Annotated in this window: 13 protein-coding genes, 1 tRNA gene and 1 other RNA gene; 4 read left to right on the plus strand and 11 right to left on the minus strand. The window is 67.4% G+C overall.

Translation table 11 applies throughout. The features are described 5' to 3' along the window. Positions 1-17: 17 nt before the first annotated feature. The 7 genes from HDC95_RS12730 to ffs form a co-directional block, all read right to left on the minus strand. Positions 18-2,501, minus strand: coding sequence for a glycoside hydrolase family 65 protein (locus HDC95_RS12730; RefSeq protein ID WP_259063920.1), 2,484 nt, complete (start codon positions 2,499-2,501; stop codon positions 18-20). Next, positions 2,498-3,259 (minus strand): HAD family phosphatase, encoded by a 762-nt coding sequence (locus HDC95_RS12735; RefSeq protein WP_259063921.1) that lies wholly within the window; start codon positions 3,257-3,259, stop codon positions 2,498-2,500. The genes HDC95_RS12730 and HDC95_RS12735 overlap by 4 nt, the downstream gene beginning before the upstream one ends. 108 nt (positions 3,260-3,367) lie before the next feature. Beyond that, the gene (locus HDC95_RS12740) at positions 3,368-4,588 is read right to left on the minus strand and encodes an acetate/propionate family kinase (protein WP_259063922.1); all 1,221 of its coding nucleotides are present in this window, start codon (positions 4,586-4,588) and stop codon (positions 3,368-3,370) included. Then, a complete protein-coding gene (gene pta, locus HDC95_RS12745; RefSeq protein WP_259063923.1) occupies positions 4,585-6,705 on the minus strand; it encodes a phosphate acetyltransferase in 2,121 nt (706 codons plus the stop codon). Before pta ends, HDC95_RS12740 begins: the two co-directional genes overlap by 4 nt. A 9-nt stretch (positions 6,706-6,714) precedes the next feature. Further along, positions 6,715-7,302, minus strand: a complete 588-nt coding sequence (locus tag HDC95_RS12750) for a hypothetical protein (RefSeq protein WP_259063924.1) — start codon at positions 7,300-7,302, stop codon at positions 6,715-6,717. Further along, a complete protein-coding gene (locus tag HDC95_RS12755; RefSeq protein WP_259063925.1) occupies positions 7,299-7,910 on the minus strand; it encodes a rhomboid family intramembrane serine protease in 612 nt (203 codons plus the stop codon). The genes HDC95_RS12750 and HDC95_RS12755 overlap by 4 nt, the downstream gene beginning before the upstream one ends. A gap of 56 nt (positions 7,911-7,966) precedes the next feature. Next, positions 7,967-8,063: signal recognition particle sRNA small type (ffs, locus tag HDC95_RS12760), an RNA gene on the minus strand. A 136-nt stretch (positions 8,064-8,199) separates the two neighbouring features. Here ffs and HDC95_RS12765 point away from each other — a divergent pair. The 3 genes from HDC95_RS12765 to HDC95_RS12775 are packed head-to-tail and all read left to right on the plus strand — an operon-like array spanning position 8,200 to position 12,611. After that, entirely contained in the window at positions 8,200-9,177 is a 978-nt protein-coding gene (locus tag HDC95_RS12765) for a MoxR family ATPase (RefSeq protein WP_259063926.1), read from the plus strand. A gap of 13 nt (positions 9,178-9,190) precedes the next feature. Continuing rightward, positions 9,191-10,390: a DUF58 domain-containing protein gene (locus HDC95_RS12770; protein ID WP_259063927.1), complete on the plus strand. Its 1,200-nt coding sequence runs from the start codon at positions 9,191-9,193 to the stop codon at positions 10,388-10,390. Next, positions 10,377-12,611, plus strand: coding sequence for a DUF3488 and transglutaminase-like domain-containing protein (locus HDC95_RS12775; protein WP_259063928.1), 2,235 nt, complete (start codon positions 10,377-10,379; stop codon positions 12,609-12,611). Before HDC95_RS12770 ends, HDC95_RS12775 begins: the two co-directional genes overlap by 14 nt. A gap of 1 nt (position 12,612) precedes the next feature. Here the strand turns inward: HDC95_RS12775 and HDC95_RS12780 are convergent, their stop codons facing one another. Together HDC95_RS12780 and HDC95_RS12785 are read right to left on the minus strand one after the other, a co-directional pair. Further along, positions 12,613-13,509 (minus strand): rhodanese-related sulfurtransferase, encoded by an 897-nt coding sequence (locus tag HDC95_RS12780; protein ID WP_259063930.1) that lies wholly within the window; start codon positions 13,507-13,509, stop codon positions 12,613-12,615. Positions 13,510-13,518: 9 nt separating this feature from the next. Beyond that, positions 13,519-14,781 (minus strand): LssY C-terminal domain-containing protein, encoded by a 1,263-nt coding sequence (locus HDC95_RS12785; RefSeq protein ID WP_259063932.1) that lies wholly within the window; start codon positions 14,779-14,781, stop codon positions 13,519-13,521. 143 nt (positions 14,782-14,924) lie between these two features. Here HDC95_RS12785 and HDC95_RS12790 point away from each other — a divergent pair. After that, positions 14,925-15,012, plus strand: a tRNA-Ser gene (locus HDC95_RS12790). 46 nt (positions 15,013-15,058) lie between these two features. On the opposite strand, the gene HDC95_RS12795 is transcribed toward HDC95_RS12790, so the two are convergent. Both HDC95_RS12795 and HDC95_RS12800 read right to left on the minus strand, forming a co-directional pair. After that, positions 15,059-15,661, minus strand: coding sequence for a GNAT family N-acetyltransferase (locus tag HDC95_RS12795; protein WP_259063933.1), 603 nt, complete (start codon positions 15,659-15,661; stop codon positions 15,059-15,061). Positions 15,662-15,679: 18 nt separating this feature from the next. Beyond that, the gene (locus HDC95_RS12800) at positions 15,680-16,336 is read right to left on the minus strand and encodes a phosphatase PAP2 family protein (RefSeq protein WP_259063934.1); all 657 of its coding nucleotides are present in this window, start codon (positions 16,334-16,336) and stop codon (positions 15,680-15,682) included. Between the last annotated feature and the right edge of the window lie 5 nt (positions 16,337-16,341).

Below are 16,341 nucleotides of genomic sequence, written 5' to 3' on the forward strand. Positions count from 1 at the left end.
GACACTGTGCTCGCGGCTCAGTCCTCGAACACGTTGATCACCGGGATCGCGCTGGTGACCACAGGCACGGATGCGGAGATGCGGGTGCCGTCGTCTCTGCGCGCGTCTTCGAACTGACCCAGCGTCGGACGCCCCTTCAGCACCGGCCCTTGATCGGCCAGCGCGACGACGACGTCATCCGCCTCGGTCACCGTGTACTCGCCTCCGCGCACGGTGAACGAGACCGGCTTACCGGATTGCACGGCGACGCGAAGCTGATCGCGGGTGACCGTCACGTTCAGCGCCGTGCCCTGCCACTCCAGCGAGTACGACAGCGACGGCCAGTCGACAGGCAATCGCGGGTCGAAGCTGAGCTCGCCCGCGTGATCCCGCATGCCGCCGAATCCGCACACCAGCGCGGTCCACACGCCGCCGGCCGACGCGACATGCACGCCGTCCGAGGCATTGTGGTGCAGGTCGCCCAGATCGACGAACAGCGAATGCTCGAAGTACTCCCTCGCGAGGTCCTGGTATCCGACCTCTGCCGCGAGGATCGACTGCACGACCGCGGACAGCGTCGAATCGCCCGTCGTCAGCGGATCGTAGTACTGGAAGTCGGCGAGTTTCTCCTCCGGCGTGAAATGGTTGCCCTGCAAGAAGAGCGCCAGCACGACATCGGCCTGTTTCAGCACCTGGAACCGGTAGATCACGAGCGGATGGAAGTGCAGCAGCAGCGGGCGCTGGTCGTCGGGGGTGTGATCGAGATCCCACACCTCGCGCTCCAGGAACATCGCGTCCTGCGGATGGATGCCGAGGCTCTCGCTGAAGGGGATGAACATCGCCTCCGCCGCAAGGTCCCAGGCGTCGGGCTCGCCGGCATCCAGCCCTGTACGCTCCACGAGCGCTTCATACGCACGCGGATCCTTGGCGGCGATCTCTCGCACCACTCGTGCCGCGTAGCGCAGGTTGTACCTCGCCATGACGTTGGTGAAGAGATTGTCGTTCACGACCGTCGTGTACTCATCCGGTCCGGTGACGCCGTGGATGTGGAACGTCGCATCGCCGTTGGATCCTCGCCAGAACCCGAGCGTCGCCCACAGCCGAGCCGTGTCCACGGCGATGTCGACCCCCTCTCGGGCCAGGAAGTCCACGTCGCCGGTGGCGCGCACATACTTGCCGAGCGCGAAGCTGATGTCGGCGTTGATGTGGTACTGCGCGGTGCCGGCGGCGTAGTACGCGGACGCCTCCTCGCCGTTGATCGTACGCCAGGGGAACAGCGCTCCCGCCTCGTTCAGCTGGGCGGCTCTGCGCCGGGCTGCCGGCAGCATGAGCACACGCGCTCGCAGGGCGTTGCGCGCCCATTGCGGGGTCGTATAGGTGAGGAAGGGAAGCACGTAGATCTCGGTGTCCCAGAAGTAGTGGCCGCTGTAGCCCGATCCCGAGAGGCCCTTCGCCGGCACGCCTGCACCGTCCGCGCGAGCGGATGCCTGAGCGAGCTGGAACAGGCACCACCTGGTGGCCTGCTGCAGATCGTCGTGTCCTTCGATCACGACGTCAGAGCGCTGCCAGAACCCGTCGAGCCATTCCTTCTGGCGACGGAACTGCTCTTCGACCCCCTCGATGCTCGCCCTGTCGAGCGAGCGCCGGCAGCGATCGACGAGCTCGTGTGCCGGTACGCCGCGAGAGGTGTGATAGCTGACCAGCTTGGTGATGCGGATCGGCACTCCGCCCTTCGCCTGCACACGGAAGACGTTCTTCGCGACGTCCTGCTCCACGAGCATGCGCGCGCTGTACTCGTTGTCCGTCTCGATGACGTGGTCGGCGACGACGGCCACGGTCATCCCTGATTCGGTGGTCTGATAGGACAGCGCGGAACGCAGACCGTCCTGCCAGTACTCCTCCGGCTGCAGCACCCGTTCGGTGATCTTCTCCGTCTTGCGCGGGTCGAAGCCCGACTTCTTGGCCGCCTTCGGCGTACCGCCGTAGACGCTGCCACCGTCCTGACGGTTCAGCAGCTGGCAGCTGATCGTGACCGGAGCGTCCGAGTTCTCGACCGTCACTTCGAGTCGAAGGATCGCGAGATGACGCTCCTCGAAGCTGACCAGGCGCTCGTCGCGCATGCGGATACGCTTTCCCGACGGCGTCTCCCAGACGAAGGTCCGCTCCAGCACACCGGTGCGCATGTCGAGCGAACGGGTGTAGTCTCTGACCTCCGATTCCTCGAAGGAGAGCGGCTCGTCGTCGACGTACACGCGCATGATCTTGGCATCCGGCGCGTTGACGATGGTCTGGCCGACCTCGGCGAAGCCGTACGCCTGTTCAGCGTGACGGATGCGCCAGGTCTCATGCAGACCGTTCAGGAACGTGCCGTGCTCGTGCGCGCCACGACCTTCGATGTGATTGCCGCGCAGGCCGAGGTATCCGTTGGAGATGGCGAAGAGCGTCTCCGAGACGCCGTCCTCTGCGTAGCGCGTCTCGGTCAGACGCCACGGGTCGACGGGGAAGCGGTCGCGATCGATCATGCGGTCTCCGGGTTGTGGGTGGCTGATGCGTCGGGGAGCAGCCGGGCAAGGTCATCGACGATACAGGTGGCGCCGGCGGCGCGCAGGGCCTCGGCTCCGGCTCCGCGATCGATGCCGACGACAGTGGCGAAGCCCGCTGCGACGGCCGACGCGACACCGGACACGGCATCCTCCACGGCGACGCTCGCCGCGGGGGCGACGCCGAGCCGCTCGGCGCCGGCGCGGAACATGTCGGCGGCGGGCTTGGAGGTGAGGCTCTCGCGCGCAGCGACGTTGCCGTCGACGACGACGGTGAAGAACTCGCGGATTCCGGCGCTCGACAGCACCTCTTCGGCGTTGGAGGAGCTCGATACGACCCCCATCGGGGAACCCGCATCACGCAGCGCTTCGAGCAATGCGAGGGAACCGGGAAAAGGCGCGACTCCGCCGCTGCGGAGGGCCGCCGCGAATTCCGCGTTCTTGCGGTTGCCGATCCCGCAGACGGTCTGCGCATCTGCTGGGTCGTTCGGATCGCCCCAGGGGACTTCGACGTTGCGGCTGTGCAGCAGGCTCGCGACGCCGTCGTAGCGCCGTTTGCCGTCGACGTAGGCGTAATAGTCGGCGTCGCTGTAGGCGGGGGTGATCCCCCAGGTGGCGAAGACATCGTCGAACACCGCCTGCCAGGCACGCATATGCACCTCGGCCGTCGGCGTCAGGACGCCGTCCAGGTCGAACAGGATGCCTTCGGCAAGGCTGAGGTCTGGCAGAGATTCGGGCATGCGGGCCTCCAGAGTTTCACGCGAAGGGACCGGCACCTCACCGTGCCACCTGCCAGCGTAGTGGCGCAGGGTTCACAGACATAACTCCCATGGGACGCGTTGCAGGACTCAGACCAGACTCAGGGTCTGCCGTGCGATCTCGAGCTCCTCGTCCGTGGGCACGACGAGCACCGAGACCGACGATGAGCCGGTCGAGATGCGACGGATACCGTGGCCGCGCGCCTCGTTGCGCGCACGGTCGATCTCGATTCCGAAGAAGCCGAGGCCCGCAAGCGCCTCGGCCCGCACCTGCGCCGCATTCTCGCCGACACCCGCCGTGAACGAGATGACATCGACACCGCCGAGCTGTGCGATGTAGGCACCGGTGTAGGCGCGGAGGCGATGGATATAGACGTCGAAGGCCAGGGTGGCTGCGTCGTCACCTGCGTCGACGCCGGCGAGGATGTCGCGCATGTCGCTGTGCCCGGCGAGGCCCTTCAATCCGCTCCTGGTATTGAGCAGCGTGTCGATCTCGTCGATCGAGTAATCGGCCACGCGAGCGATGTGCACCAGCACCGCGGGGTCGAGGTCACCGGAGCGCGTGCCCATCACAAGGCCCTCGAGCGGGGTGAACCCCATCGACGTCTCCACAGAGCGCCCGCCATCGATCGCCGTGACCGACGCGCCGTTGCCCAGGTGGAAGACGAGCTGACGCAATGAGGCGAGATCGCAGCCGAGGAACGCCGCGGCCTGCTCGCTGACGTACTTATGGCTTGTGCCGTGGAAGCCATAGCGGCGGATGCGGTGCTTCTCGGCGAACGCCGCATCGATCGCGTACGTGTATGCCGCCGGCTTCAGCGTCTGATGGAACGCGGTGTCGAACACGGCCACGTGCGGCACATCGCGGAACGCTGCTCGCGCGGCGCGGATGCCTGCGAGATTCGCCGGATTGTGCAGCGGCGCCAGCACCTCGAGTTCGCCGATCGACTGCTCGACGGCATCCGTCACGAGCGTCGGCGCGAAGAACCGCGCGCCGCCGTGCACGACGCGGTGTCCCACTGCCACCGGCGGATGCTCGGCGAGAGCGGGGCCGTGCGTCTCGAACTGCTCGAGCATGACTGCGAACGCCTCGACGTGATCGGCGATCGTCCGTTCACTCTTCTTGGTGACGTCGAGCACTGTGGGCGCGGCATCGCCGTCGTTCAGACGCCGGATCGTGTGCGAGATCTCGCTGGATTCCTGTCCGATGCGCTCGATGAGTCCCTCGCCGAGCGGCACCTCGCGATCCATGTCGACCAGGCTGTACTTCAGTGACGAGGAGCCGCTGTTGACGATCAGGACGACGCTCATCGTGCGGTCTCGATTCCCTGGGCCTGGATCGCGGTGATGGCGACCGTGTTGACGATGTCGTCGACCAGCGCACCGCGCGACAGGTCGTTGATCGGCTTGTTCAGCCCCTGCAGCACCGGGCCGATCGCGACGGCTCCTGCGGAGCGCTGCACGGCCTTGTAGGTGTTGTTGCCGGTGTTCAGGTCGGGGAAGACGAACACTGTCGCGCGCCCTGCGACGGCGGAATCCGGCATCTTCGCCTTTGCGACTGCGACATCCGCCGCGGCGTCGTACTGGATCGGTCCGTCGACGGGTAGCTCCGGCGCGCGCTCGCGCACGAGCGCTGTCGCCTCGCGCACCTTGTCGACGTCGGCGCCGGTTCCTGACTCCCCCGTCGAATACGAGAGCATGGCGACGCGCGGCTCAATGCCGAACTGCCGTGCTGTCTCCGCCGACGAGATCGCGATGTCGGCGAGCTGGATGCTGGTCGGATCGGGGATGACGGCGCAGTCGCCGTACACGAGCACGCGGTCGGCGAGCGCCATCAGGAAGACGCTGGAGACCACTTCCACGCCGGGACGGGTCTTGATGATCTCGAACGACGGCCGGATCGTGTGCGCCGTGGTGTGGGTCGCGCCGGAGACCATGCCGTCGGCGAGACCGAGATGCACCATGAGCGTGCCGAAGTACGACACGTCGGTGACGGTGTCTGCGGCCTGCGACAGGGTGACTCCCTTGTGCGCTCGGAGGCGCGCGTACTCCTCGGCGAACTGCTCGACATACGCCGGCTCGGTCGGGCTGATGATCTGAGCCGCGCCGATGTCGATGCCGAGCTCGGTGGCGCGGGCGCGGATCTCGCTCTCATCGCCGAGGATCGTCAGATCCGCGACGTCGCGGGCGATCAGACTCGACGCGGCGCGGAGGATGCGGTCATCCTCTCCCTCTGGCAGCACGATGCGCTTGCGGTCGGCGCTGGCCCGCTCGATGAGCCCGTACTCGAACATCAGAGGAGTCACGACGTGCGCTTCGGCGAGTCCGAGCTGCGTCGCGAGCTCTGTGATGTCCACATGGGTCTGGAACAGCCCGAGCGCGCGGTCATAGCGGTGACGCGAGTCGGCGGCCAGCCGGCCGCGAGCACCCATCACGCGTACGGCGGTGTCGTAGGTGCCGTGGTCGGTCGCGATGATCGGGACAGTGGATGCCAGACCTCCGAGCAGCCGTTCGATCGACTCCGGCAGCGGGAACGGCCCGTTGAGGATGATCCCCGCGATCGACGGGAATGTGCCCGCTGCGTCGGCCATCAGGGTCGCGAGCAGCACTTCTGTGCGGTCGGCGGGGATGACCACGACGGCATCCTGGGTGAGACGCGGCAGGACGTTGACCATCGACATTCCCGCCACCACGACGCTCAGAGCTTCACGGGTGAGCAGATCCGGGTCGCCCTTGAGGAGCCTTCCGTCGACGGCTGCGAGGATGCCGCGGATCGACGGCGCCACGAGTGTGCGGTCCTCCGGGATCGCCCACACGGACGTGTGCTCCGCCTGGGCGGCGCGCACCGCGTCGACACTCTGCTGCAGTGCGTCCGGGTCGGCGCGGTTCACGATGACCGCGAAGAGCTCAGCGCGCTCGTCGTGCAGCTCGGCGAGCGCGAGAGAGGCGATCTGGCCCACGGCGTCGGCGGTACGAGCGGTCGAGGTACCGAGCTGTTCGGCTTTCGACTGCTGATCCCGCCCGCTGAGTACGAGCAGCACCGGAGCACCTAGATTCGCGGCGATGCGGGCGTTGTATCCGAGTTCGGCGGGACTCGCGACATCCGTGTAGTCGCTGCCGATGACCACGACGGCGTCGCACTGCGCCTCGACCGCTTTGAACCTGGCGACGATGGTCGCCAGCGCGCGGTCGGGGTCCTCGCGCACGTCGTCGTATGTGACGCCGATGCTGTCGTCGTAGTCCAGATGCACGCCGTCGTGCGCGAGCAGCAGTTCAAGCACGTAGTCGGGCTCTGCGGACGAGCGCGCGATCGGGCGGAAGACGCCGACCCTCGGCGTCACGCGCATGAGCGCGTCGAGCACGCCCAGTGCGATGGTGGACTTGCCCGTATGCCCCTCGGCCGAGGTGATGTAGATGCTCCGTGCCACGCTGCCACCCTACGCCGGGCAGGGCCCGGAAAGCGCGTCGACGACTGCCGCGGCGTCATGCTCGAACCGGGCGTAGTGCTCCGGGTCCGTGTTGATCTGAACGCGGTGGATCGCATGCGAGGGCTCCATGTCCTGCCACCCCTCGAGTCCGGCGAGCCGTCCGTAGAACAGGGCGGCGGATCCCGCTGGGTCCATCCGGGTCTCGACGCTCCCCCACCACTCCTGCTGCTGGAACAGGCCGATGCTGGTCGTGCGCGTGCCGTCAGGGTTGGTGAATCCGGACGTCTCCCAGTCTCCGTAGTCGATGTTGCGCAGCGAGCTCTCCCCCATCGCCGCCATGACGCCGAGTATCGAGCCGTCTCTGCCGAGACCCTGCTCCGACGCCGTGCGCACGATGATCGCGGCGTTGTCGATCTGCTCTCCGTGCCACCCCTCTACACCTGCATCGGGAAGATCCTCTGGCGTATACATGCACACCGCGATCGGATCGCGCGAGGTCGCCATCGGCACGAGCACGATGAGGAGCGCGGCGAGGGTGAGCGCACCGAGCGTGAGGATGGCGGGCCGCGCACGATCACGCGTCTTCCGCCGTTTCACGCGCTGCGCTCTCCCTGACCGCGCTGACGACGCGCTCCGGCGAGCGCGGCGACGCCACCGCCGATCGCGCCGCACAGGTGCGCCTGCCATGAGACGCCAGGTCCCACGCCGACAATGCCGGCGAGCATCGATCCGCCGTAGAGCACGATCACGATCACGGCGATGAGCGCATGAGCGATCCGATGCGCGATCGGCCGTGGCGAGAAGACCCGCACGACGACGTACGCGAAGTAACCGAAGACGAGCACGGACGCACCGACGGTGAGGGTGCCAGGCGCACTGAGCAGCCAGGTGCCGGCGCCGCCGACGATCGCGGTGACGGCGGTGACCATCCAGAACCGGCCCGCGCCTTCGATGGCGATGAGGCATCCGAGCACGAGCAGCGGCAGAGAGTTGGCGATCAGGTGCGCCCAGCCCGAATGCAGAAGTGGCCCGAGCACGAGTCCCTGCAGGCTGCCGAGGTCCCAGGATCGCAGCCCGAACCCGGTGAAGGAGCCAGGAAGGATGACATCGAGGATCTGGATCGTCCACATCACCGCCACGAGTGCGAGCGGCGATGCGAAGCGCACGAGCGCACCGGAACGCGCGGGTCTGGCGGATGAACTCACACCACGATCCTCGCAGGCGAAGCTGAGCAGAAGGCCGCATGCAGACAGCGGACAAAAGAAATGACCCTCCGCGCACCCAGCAGAGCCCGGTTACCCTTGCTACGTTTCCGTCCTGGGGGAATTGGCCTGGATGCTGCCACGCGGAGAGCCTCGAACAGTCTACCTGCCCTTCGGCAGAGACACGAACCTGCACCGGAGCCGGAAAGCTGAGACCGGCCGGCGCGGGCACGGCGTACGCGGGTTACGATCAGTTCACACGCAGAGAGGCGCCTGGGGCGAAGGGGAACGCATGGACGACACCGGACCCGAGATCACTGCTGAGCAGTTCCGGGCGCAGACCTCCGCCATCCTGACCTCCGTCGGCGAGGTGATCGACGGAAAGCCGGATGCCGTGCGCAGCGCACTGGCCTGTCTGCTCGCAGAGGGGCATCTGCTCATCGAGGACGTTCCCGGTGTCGGCAAGACGATGCTCGCCCGCGCGATCGCAGCGAGCATCGACGCCACGGTGCGGCGCATCCAGTTCACCCCCGATCTGCTGCCGGGAGATGTCACCGGCGTCTCGGTCTACAACCCCGTCGAACGCGAGTTCGAGTTCAAGCCGGGGGCCGTGTTCGCGCAGATCGTGATCGCCGATGAGATCAACCGCTCATCACCCAAGACCCAGTCCGCCCTGCTCGAAGCCATGGAGGAGGGCCAGGTCACCGTCGACGGGCGTACGCACCCGCTGCCCGACCCGTTCCTCGTCGTCGCAACCCAGAATCCTCTCGAGATGGAAGGCACTTACGCCCTCCCTGAGGCACAGCGCGATCGATTCATGATGCGCATCTCGATGGGCTATCCAGATGCCGCGGCAGAAGCGCTCATGCTGCGTCAACGCGACAGCGTCAATCCGCTCGCCGCGATCACCCCGGTCGCGGACGCAGGCGCGATCCGACGCCTGATCGGCTTCGCACGCGCCGTGCACGTCTCTTCCGCCGTCGAGGAGTACGCCGTCGCGCTCTCTCAGGCCACCCGTGCCGATCCCAACCTGCATCTCGGTGCCAGTCCGCGCGCCACGCTGCAACTGGTGCGCGCCGCCAAGGTATGGGCGGCACTGGACGGGCGCGAGTTCGTCATCCCGGACGATCTCACCGAGCTGCTCGTGCCGGTCTTCGCCCATCGCCTGCTCCCCGCCCGCGGGGTGCATCGTGCGGGCGCCCAGCCGGTGGAGGCTGCGCTCGGCCAGATCGTGGATCGTGTGCGCGTTCCACTGGCGGCCAGATTCTGAGATGAGCCCGGCCGTGCCTCGACGTCGCTTTCTCACCGGCAGGGGCGCAGCTGCGCTCCTGGCCGGTCTGCTGTTCGTGATCGCGGCGAATCTTCTGGCGGCGCCCATCCTCCTCTACGTCGCGATGCTGCTCTTCCTGCTCGTCGTCTTCGCCGTGCTCGTCGTGCACGTCCCGCGGCGCGGCGGTGCGGTGACGCGTCGCATCTCCACCGACCTGCTCACCGTCGGCGAAGAGTCCCAGGTGGCGGTGCGCTTCGACCTGCGCGCGCTGCGAATCCCGCACGGCATCTGGCGCGACCGGCTGCCTCCCGCCGTCTCCGGCGATGCCACAGGAGAGTTCCCCACAGACAACGGCACCAGCATCCGTTACGCGATAAGGGGCGTGCGCCGCGGCGCGTGGGCGGTGGGCCCGCTGACGCTGCACACGATCGACCCGTTCGGATTCGCGCAGCGCATGCAGGAGTTCGGCGATACCCGCACGGTCACGGTCGTCCCCGAGGTCGTCCCGCTCGCGCCGCTCAGCTCGAACATCGGTGCGGCAGGTGGCACGGCGCACACGTCGTCCACCAGGCTCGGGCAGGGCAGCGACAATCTGTCTCCCCGGCGCTATGTGTCCGGCGATTCGATGCGCCGCATCCATTGGCGGGCGACGGCCCATCGCGGCGACCTGATGGTGCGACAGGAGGAGGAGGAATCCAGCCCGGATGCACTGGTGGTCCTCGACCGCACGGCCAGGCGCTGGCAGCCTCAGGTATCGGGAGTCGACACGGCCTTCGAAGCCGCAGTCTCGGCATGCGCGTCGGTCGCGCTCCACCTCGTGCAGGAGGGCTACAGCGTCGATGTCATCGATTCCGCAGGATCCGTACTGGGTCGACTGCGCGGACACGAGGACGATCGTGACGGATTGCTCGTGGCGTTGGCGCTCGCCAGACCGCAGGGAGAGGGCCGCGACATCGTCACGCTCTTCGATGGAACTCCTCCCGGCCCGCTGGTGCTGATCACCGGCCGCATCGACGAAGAGGATGCGGCGATGCTGCGCCATGGCGGAGCCTCGGCTCCGATCCTTCTCATGACCGACCCGCTGGCGGGTGCGGGCGAGGCGGCTGCACGAGTCGGATGGTCTTCCGCCCCGCTCGCGGACGACATCGCCGGAGCATGGGAAGACGCCCTCCCCGCACGCATGGCGACGGGAGGCGGCCATGTCACGCGCTGAAGCGCGTCGCGCGCCATGGGCCGAAGCTGCGGTTGTCGCCGAACGACGCGAGAGCGCCCTGGCGATCGCCCTGCTCACCGCCTGCGCCGGATTCATCGCGCTGTGGCCGTACGCGTCTGTCATCGCGCCGGGCGTGTGGTCGCTCACGGGCATCGGCGTCGTCGTCGTGATCACGGCCACCGGTGCAGCGGCGCGGTTTCTGGGTGCCCGACGTCGCGGACGGGACGCGTGGGCGCTGCTCGCCCAAGGGATCGTCGCAGTGTGCGCGCTCACCGCGCTCCTTCTTCCGCAGACCGCTGCGCTCGGAATCATTCCGACCGGCGCCACGCTGCGCGCTCTGCCGCCCCTCACCGCCCAGGCATTCGAACAGGTGCAGTTCGGCACCGCCCCGCTGCAGGACACCCTGGCCCTTCGTACCATGATCGCGATCGGGTTCGCCGTGATCACGATCATTCTCGATCACCTGGTCGCACAACGTCTCGCGCTGTTCGCCGCGATCCTGGTGGCGGCGGTCGGGGCGACGCCGATGATCATCTCGTTCGGGGATGCGAACATCCCCTGGTTCGTGCTGCTCGCCATCCTGACGCTGTTCCTGCTTCGGCACAGCACCCGTCACGACCGCCGCCGTCCGCGCCGGGCGTCTTCTGCCGTCGCGTTCGGCGTCGGCGCTGCGGCGATCGTCACCGCGCTGGTCGTGACGCCTGCGCTGCCGGTCTCCGCCAGCTGGATCGGCACGGGCACCGCCGTCCAGCTCAACCCGTCGCTGAGGCTGGGGGACGACCTGCGCCGTCCCGTGCCCTCCGACGTGATCACACTGGCCACCACAGACGCGGCCGCCCCCTATCTGCGCATCGCGACGCTGTCGGGGTTCAACGGTCGTGTCTGGGACTCGGATGAGGGAGACACACAGCCTCTGTCCGAAGGGTTCGGAGGAGTGGAATGGTCGGACGATGTCGCCGCCGAAGAACGCCGCACCTCGATTCGCGTCGTCGGCGTCTCCAGCTCGTGGCTGCCGGTGCCGTATCCCGCGACGAAGATCGCGGGCGCCTCGTCCGGCTGGGAGATCATGCCGGGCAACCGGACGGTGGTGTCCGAGACGAGGGATGCAGCGGGCGAGGACTACACCGTCACGGCCGCCGCCGTGCGGCCGACGCTTGAGCAGATCCGCGCATCGTCCACCGCTCTCGGCCCCGGTGACGCGCGTGCTCCTGACGACCTTCCCCAGGTGATCGCCGAGACGGCGCGTGAGGTGACAGCGAGGGCCGGCAACGACTACGACCGTTTGATCGACCTGCAGGCGTGGTTCCGCTCCGAGTTCACCTACTCCCTGGATGCGCCGGTCGACGGTGGCTTCGACGGCACCGGGGTGGATGCGGTCGCCGAGTTCCTCGACGTCCGTTCGGGATACTGCATCCACTTCGCGGGCGCCTTCGCTCTGATGGCGCAGTCGCTCGACCTTCCGGTGCGGATAGTGGTCGGCTACCTTCCCGGCCGCCTCGCCGACGAGAAACGCGGCGACGAGTTCGTGTACGTCGTCAGCAGCGACCAGCTGCACGCCTGGCCCGAGGTGCGCTTCGAAGGCATCGGGTGGGTGCCGTTCGAGCCCACAGCCTCACTCGGCGTGCCGACCGGGTTCCAGCCCACATCCGTCGAGGGCGGCTCGACCACGGGACCTGCGTCCCCGGCGCCGAGCGCGGCACCGTCGACGGCACCGACGAACGGACCGGAGCGCGATGACGCGCTGGACGGCTCATCCGCCGCCGGCGGCGGCGCGCTGCAGCGGCTCGACCCCACACCGGTTCTGCTGGTGGTCGCCGGCGTGCTGTTCGTGCTGCTGCTTCCGGCGCTGATCCGATTGGTCGTGCGGATGCGGCGCCGCTCGCGTGCACGCGCCGGCGATGCCGTCATCGCCTGGCGGGAGCTGCGTGCTACATTGACCGATCTGGGGCTGCCGGTCTCGGACGCGGATTCTCCACGTGCACGCGGTGCCGCCCTGATCGAGCGCGGTGCGGGCGCGGACGCGGTGCACACCCTGGTGGATGCCATCGAGCGCGCGAGCTACGCGCAGGGTGCGGCGCAGTCGGGCGACCTGGCAGGTGCGCTCGCGCTGGTCAGCGCCGATCTGCACCGCGTTGTCGACGTCCGCTCACGCGCCGCAGCGCTGCTGCTGCCGCGCTCGCTGTTCCTCATCGACGCATCGCGCGAGCCGGCGTATTCCTGACTCAGGCTGTCGCGGTCATGTGCTCGCTGCACGGCACCGCGTCGCAGCTCTGGCACACGACGAACTGACTGCGGCACGAAGCGTCGGGGCAGTTCGCTGTGCGCTTGGTCTGCGTACCGCATCCGGCGCATGTGCCGATGACGGAGGTGTGGTCGCTGAAGTCCACCGACCCTCGTTTGTCGAAGACGTAGAGCGATCCTTCCCACAGACCGTCGTCGCCGAAGCGCTCCCCATAGCGGACGATGCCTCCGTCGAGCTGATACACCTCGCCGAACCCGCGCGCGGTCATGAGACTGGAGAGCACCTCGCAGCGGATGCCGCCGGTGCAGTACGTGACGACGGGTTTTCCCTTGAGATCGTCGTACGCGCCCGAGTCGAGCAGCTCGACGAAGTCACGGGTCGTCTCAGTGTCGGGCACGACCGCACCGCGGAAGCGTCCGATCTCGGCCTCGAGCGCGTTGCGGCCGTCGAAGAATACGACGTCGTCGCGTGATTGCACCAGTTCGTGCAATTCGTCCGGGCTCAGCCGTGCACCGCCGCCGATGACTCCACCCTCATCGACCCGCAGCTCGCCCGGCGCACCGAAGGAGACGATCTCGTCGCGCACCTTGACGCTGAGCTTGGGAAAGTCCACGCTGAGTCCGTCGTCGTCGAGTCCGCTTCCCTCGCTCCATTTGATGTCGGCGGTCTTGAACGCCGGGTGGGCACGGAACGAACGCGCCCACTTCTTGAGAGCGGGAAGGTCACCGCCGAGCGTGCCGTTCACGCCGTCCTTCGAGATGATCACTCGACCGCGCAGCCCGAGGGCCTCGCCGAGGTCGCGCTGCCACAGACGTATCGCCTCGGGGTCGGCGAGCGGCGCGAACGCATAGAAGAGGACGATCTTGGGTGTGGCCACCCTGCGATTTTACGCGGGCTGCGATCCACGGCGCCTGCGAGCCCATGCACCGGCGGACTCACTCGAGAGGCACAGCAGCGTGATGGCTTGGACGGATGCCGTCAGCAGCGTCCAGTCCAGACCGAGCACGGTGCTGCCGTCCAGGTAGTCGATCGCCATGAAGACGATCTGGAGCGTGACCAGCACCATCAGCACCGCACGCGATCTGCGACCTCGTCGCAGCACGAGCCAGGCCATGATCAGCTGCCAGAGCAGGAATGATCCGAAGAAGACGAGCAGGAAGACCAGCACGATCCGTTCATCGACGTCCGCATCGATGAGCAACTGCAAGGAGGCTCCGTCGGTCAGCCAGCCGACCAGTTGGAGGAGCGTGACCAGGACGATGAGAGTCACCGCAGTGATCACCGACAGCGGCGCTCGGGCGATCTGCCGCGCCGTGCCCTGCTCGGAGTGCATCACAGTCATTGGTTCGGGCGGCGCTACGCCGGAGACGTCGATGATGGGCAGGTTGCCGTCGGTCACGAACCGGTCTCCGCCACCGTTGCGCGAATGGTATCCGGTGGTGAAGTCGCGGAGCAGGCGAATCCGCACGGCACCGTCCGCAGCCCGCGCCGTCTCGACCAGGTGATCGCGTTCGACGTCGGTGTTCTGGTCGATGCGATGCGTGACCTGCAATGTGAACAGCGACAGGCCCACGTCGGTGTCGTAGGTCGCGGCGCCCAGCCAATCCGCATGGGCGCCGCCGGGAAGCAACCAGCCAGGCGGGCTGTGCCAGAAGCGCACGTGGTGACGCTGCTTGGGGTTTCCCTCCACCTCCTGCTGGTAGGCGACGTCGTGGCGCCTGCCGAACAGCATGAGCGGCGACACCGGCGCGGTGGAATAGCTGCGCCGGGTGAGGGTCGACACGATGATGCGCCATGTCGAGGCCGCCGTGATCTCATCCGCACGATGCCAGCCGGCCGAGATCATGACGTGGTCGAGCTGAGGTCCTGAGCCGTCCACGCCGACGTTGACCGGATCGCCGAGCAGCCCGTCGGTCGTCCGGGTTCGTCCGAAGAAGTAGTCGGGCACGTAGAGGTCGGAGAGCAGCCGGTGCAGCCGCGGAAGCACCAGGTAGGCGGTGATCGCCCAGATCGGGATGAACCACGCCAGCGCCCACTGCGTCCGCACGCCCTGGATCGCGATGATCACGGCCAACCACACCGCGGCCGCCGTGCCGATGAGGAAGGCTGTGCGGTCGACCACCGTCGCGCGGGGCAGCGGCTGCTGCATCTGCAACATCCATCGTCTGCGGTGCGGCACCTCGTTCACGCGTTCTCCCCTGCGGATCGGTCAAGGTTTCCCCTCACCCTATGACTCACGGCAGCTGGCGCAGGCGGCATCTGCGATCGGATAGACTGTTCAGGTTGTTCCTTGGTGACGTGTCCGAGCGGCCGAAGGAGCACGCTTGGAAAGCGTGTGTTGTGCAAGCAACCGCGGGTTCGAATCCCGCCGTCACCGCCAAATGCCTGAAGGCCTCGCGAAAGCGGGGCCTTCAGTCGTTCATTCCTCAGGCCGTGAAGCGCTCCCCGTAGCTGCGGCTACCCTCATCGGCGGGCAGCCGCTCCATTCCGAGTCGCTCATAGAACGCCGCAGCACCCTCGTTCGCGGGATTCATGCCGAGGTGCAGCCCCTTGACACCTCGGCGACGCAGCTCGGCGAAGAGGGTCTCGATGAGCCGACGGCCCAGACCCTGGCCCTGAGTCTCCGGCAGCAGGTCGATGTGCAGATGCGCCGGGTACTGCTCCGCGTTCGGGTTCTGTCCAGGACCTCGCCGGTACCCGTACTCGATCATCTTCTCCTCCGGGCTTTCGGCAGCATCCGGTCGGGGGAAGCGCTCTGCGAACTGCGGCCACCACTCATCGCGGAACCACTGCTCGAATGCGTCGGTGTCATCCGTCGCGACGATGTAGCCGATCGCACGGCCGTCGTCGGCCTCGACGACCCAGCACAGATCGGGATGGCGCTCGACGTAAGGCACCGCGAACAGCAGCCCCCAGAGGTCATCGTCGCTGAACATTCCGGTCGCATCGCCGCCGGCATCCGCCGTCTTCAGGCAGATCTCGAGCAGCGCCGATCGATCGCCGGCTCGGTAGGGACGGATGCTGGTCATGGCCGGCTCCTCACGATGTCAGGGTGTCAGGGTGTCGTCAGTTCCAGGCGCCGACGGCAGAGTCTCATTCGACGCTCGCACCCACCTCAACATGATCGCACCGACGATCAGCACAGTGCCTACTCCGACCAGCATCCCGCCGAGCGTGTCGCTCAGCCAGTGCACTGAGAGCAGCGTGCGTGAGAATGCCATCGCGATCGTCCAGAGCACACCGAGCAGCAGCACCCAGATCCGAGGGAACAACAGCATCGCGATCACCGCCATCGTGGCCGCGTTCGCGGTATGCCCCGAGGGGAAGGAACCGTAATCGGAGATCACGAGCATCTCCTGCGGACGAGCGCGTCCGAACAGGCTCTTGAGCAGTTGCACCACCGCGACGCTCGCGAGCAGCGAGACGACGACGAAGACCGCCGCTCTCCATCGTCTGACGATCAGCAGCGCGGCCAGGACGACGAGCGGAATCAGATACACCGCGACCCAGTTGCCGCCGACCTGATTCATCACCTCGGAGAATCCCACCAGCAGCGGCGTCTGGATGCCGATCATCATCCGGTTCCATCCGCTGTCCACCGCCGACGAAAGATCTGGCCCTGGCGCTGTCATAGAAGCCCCCAGAGCCACGGCTGCCAGCAGTGCACCGATGCCCCACCACAGCAGTACGGATCGTCGAGTCATCCGCC

The sequence above is a fragment of the Microbacterium sp. AK031 genome (assembly GCF_024807145.1).
GTDB lineage: Bacteria > Actinomycetota > Actinomycetes > Actinomycetales > Microbacteriaceae > Microbacterium.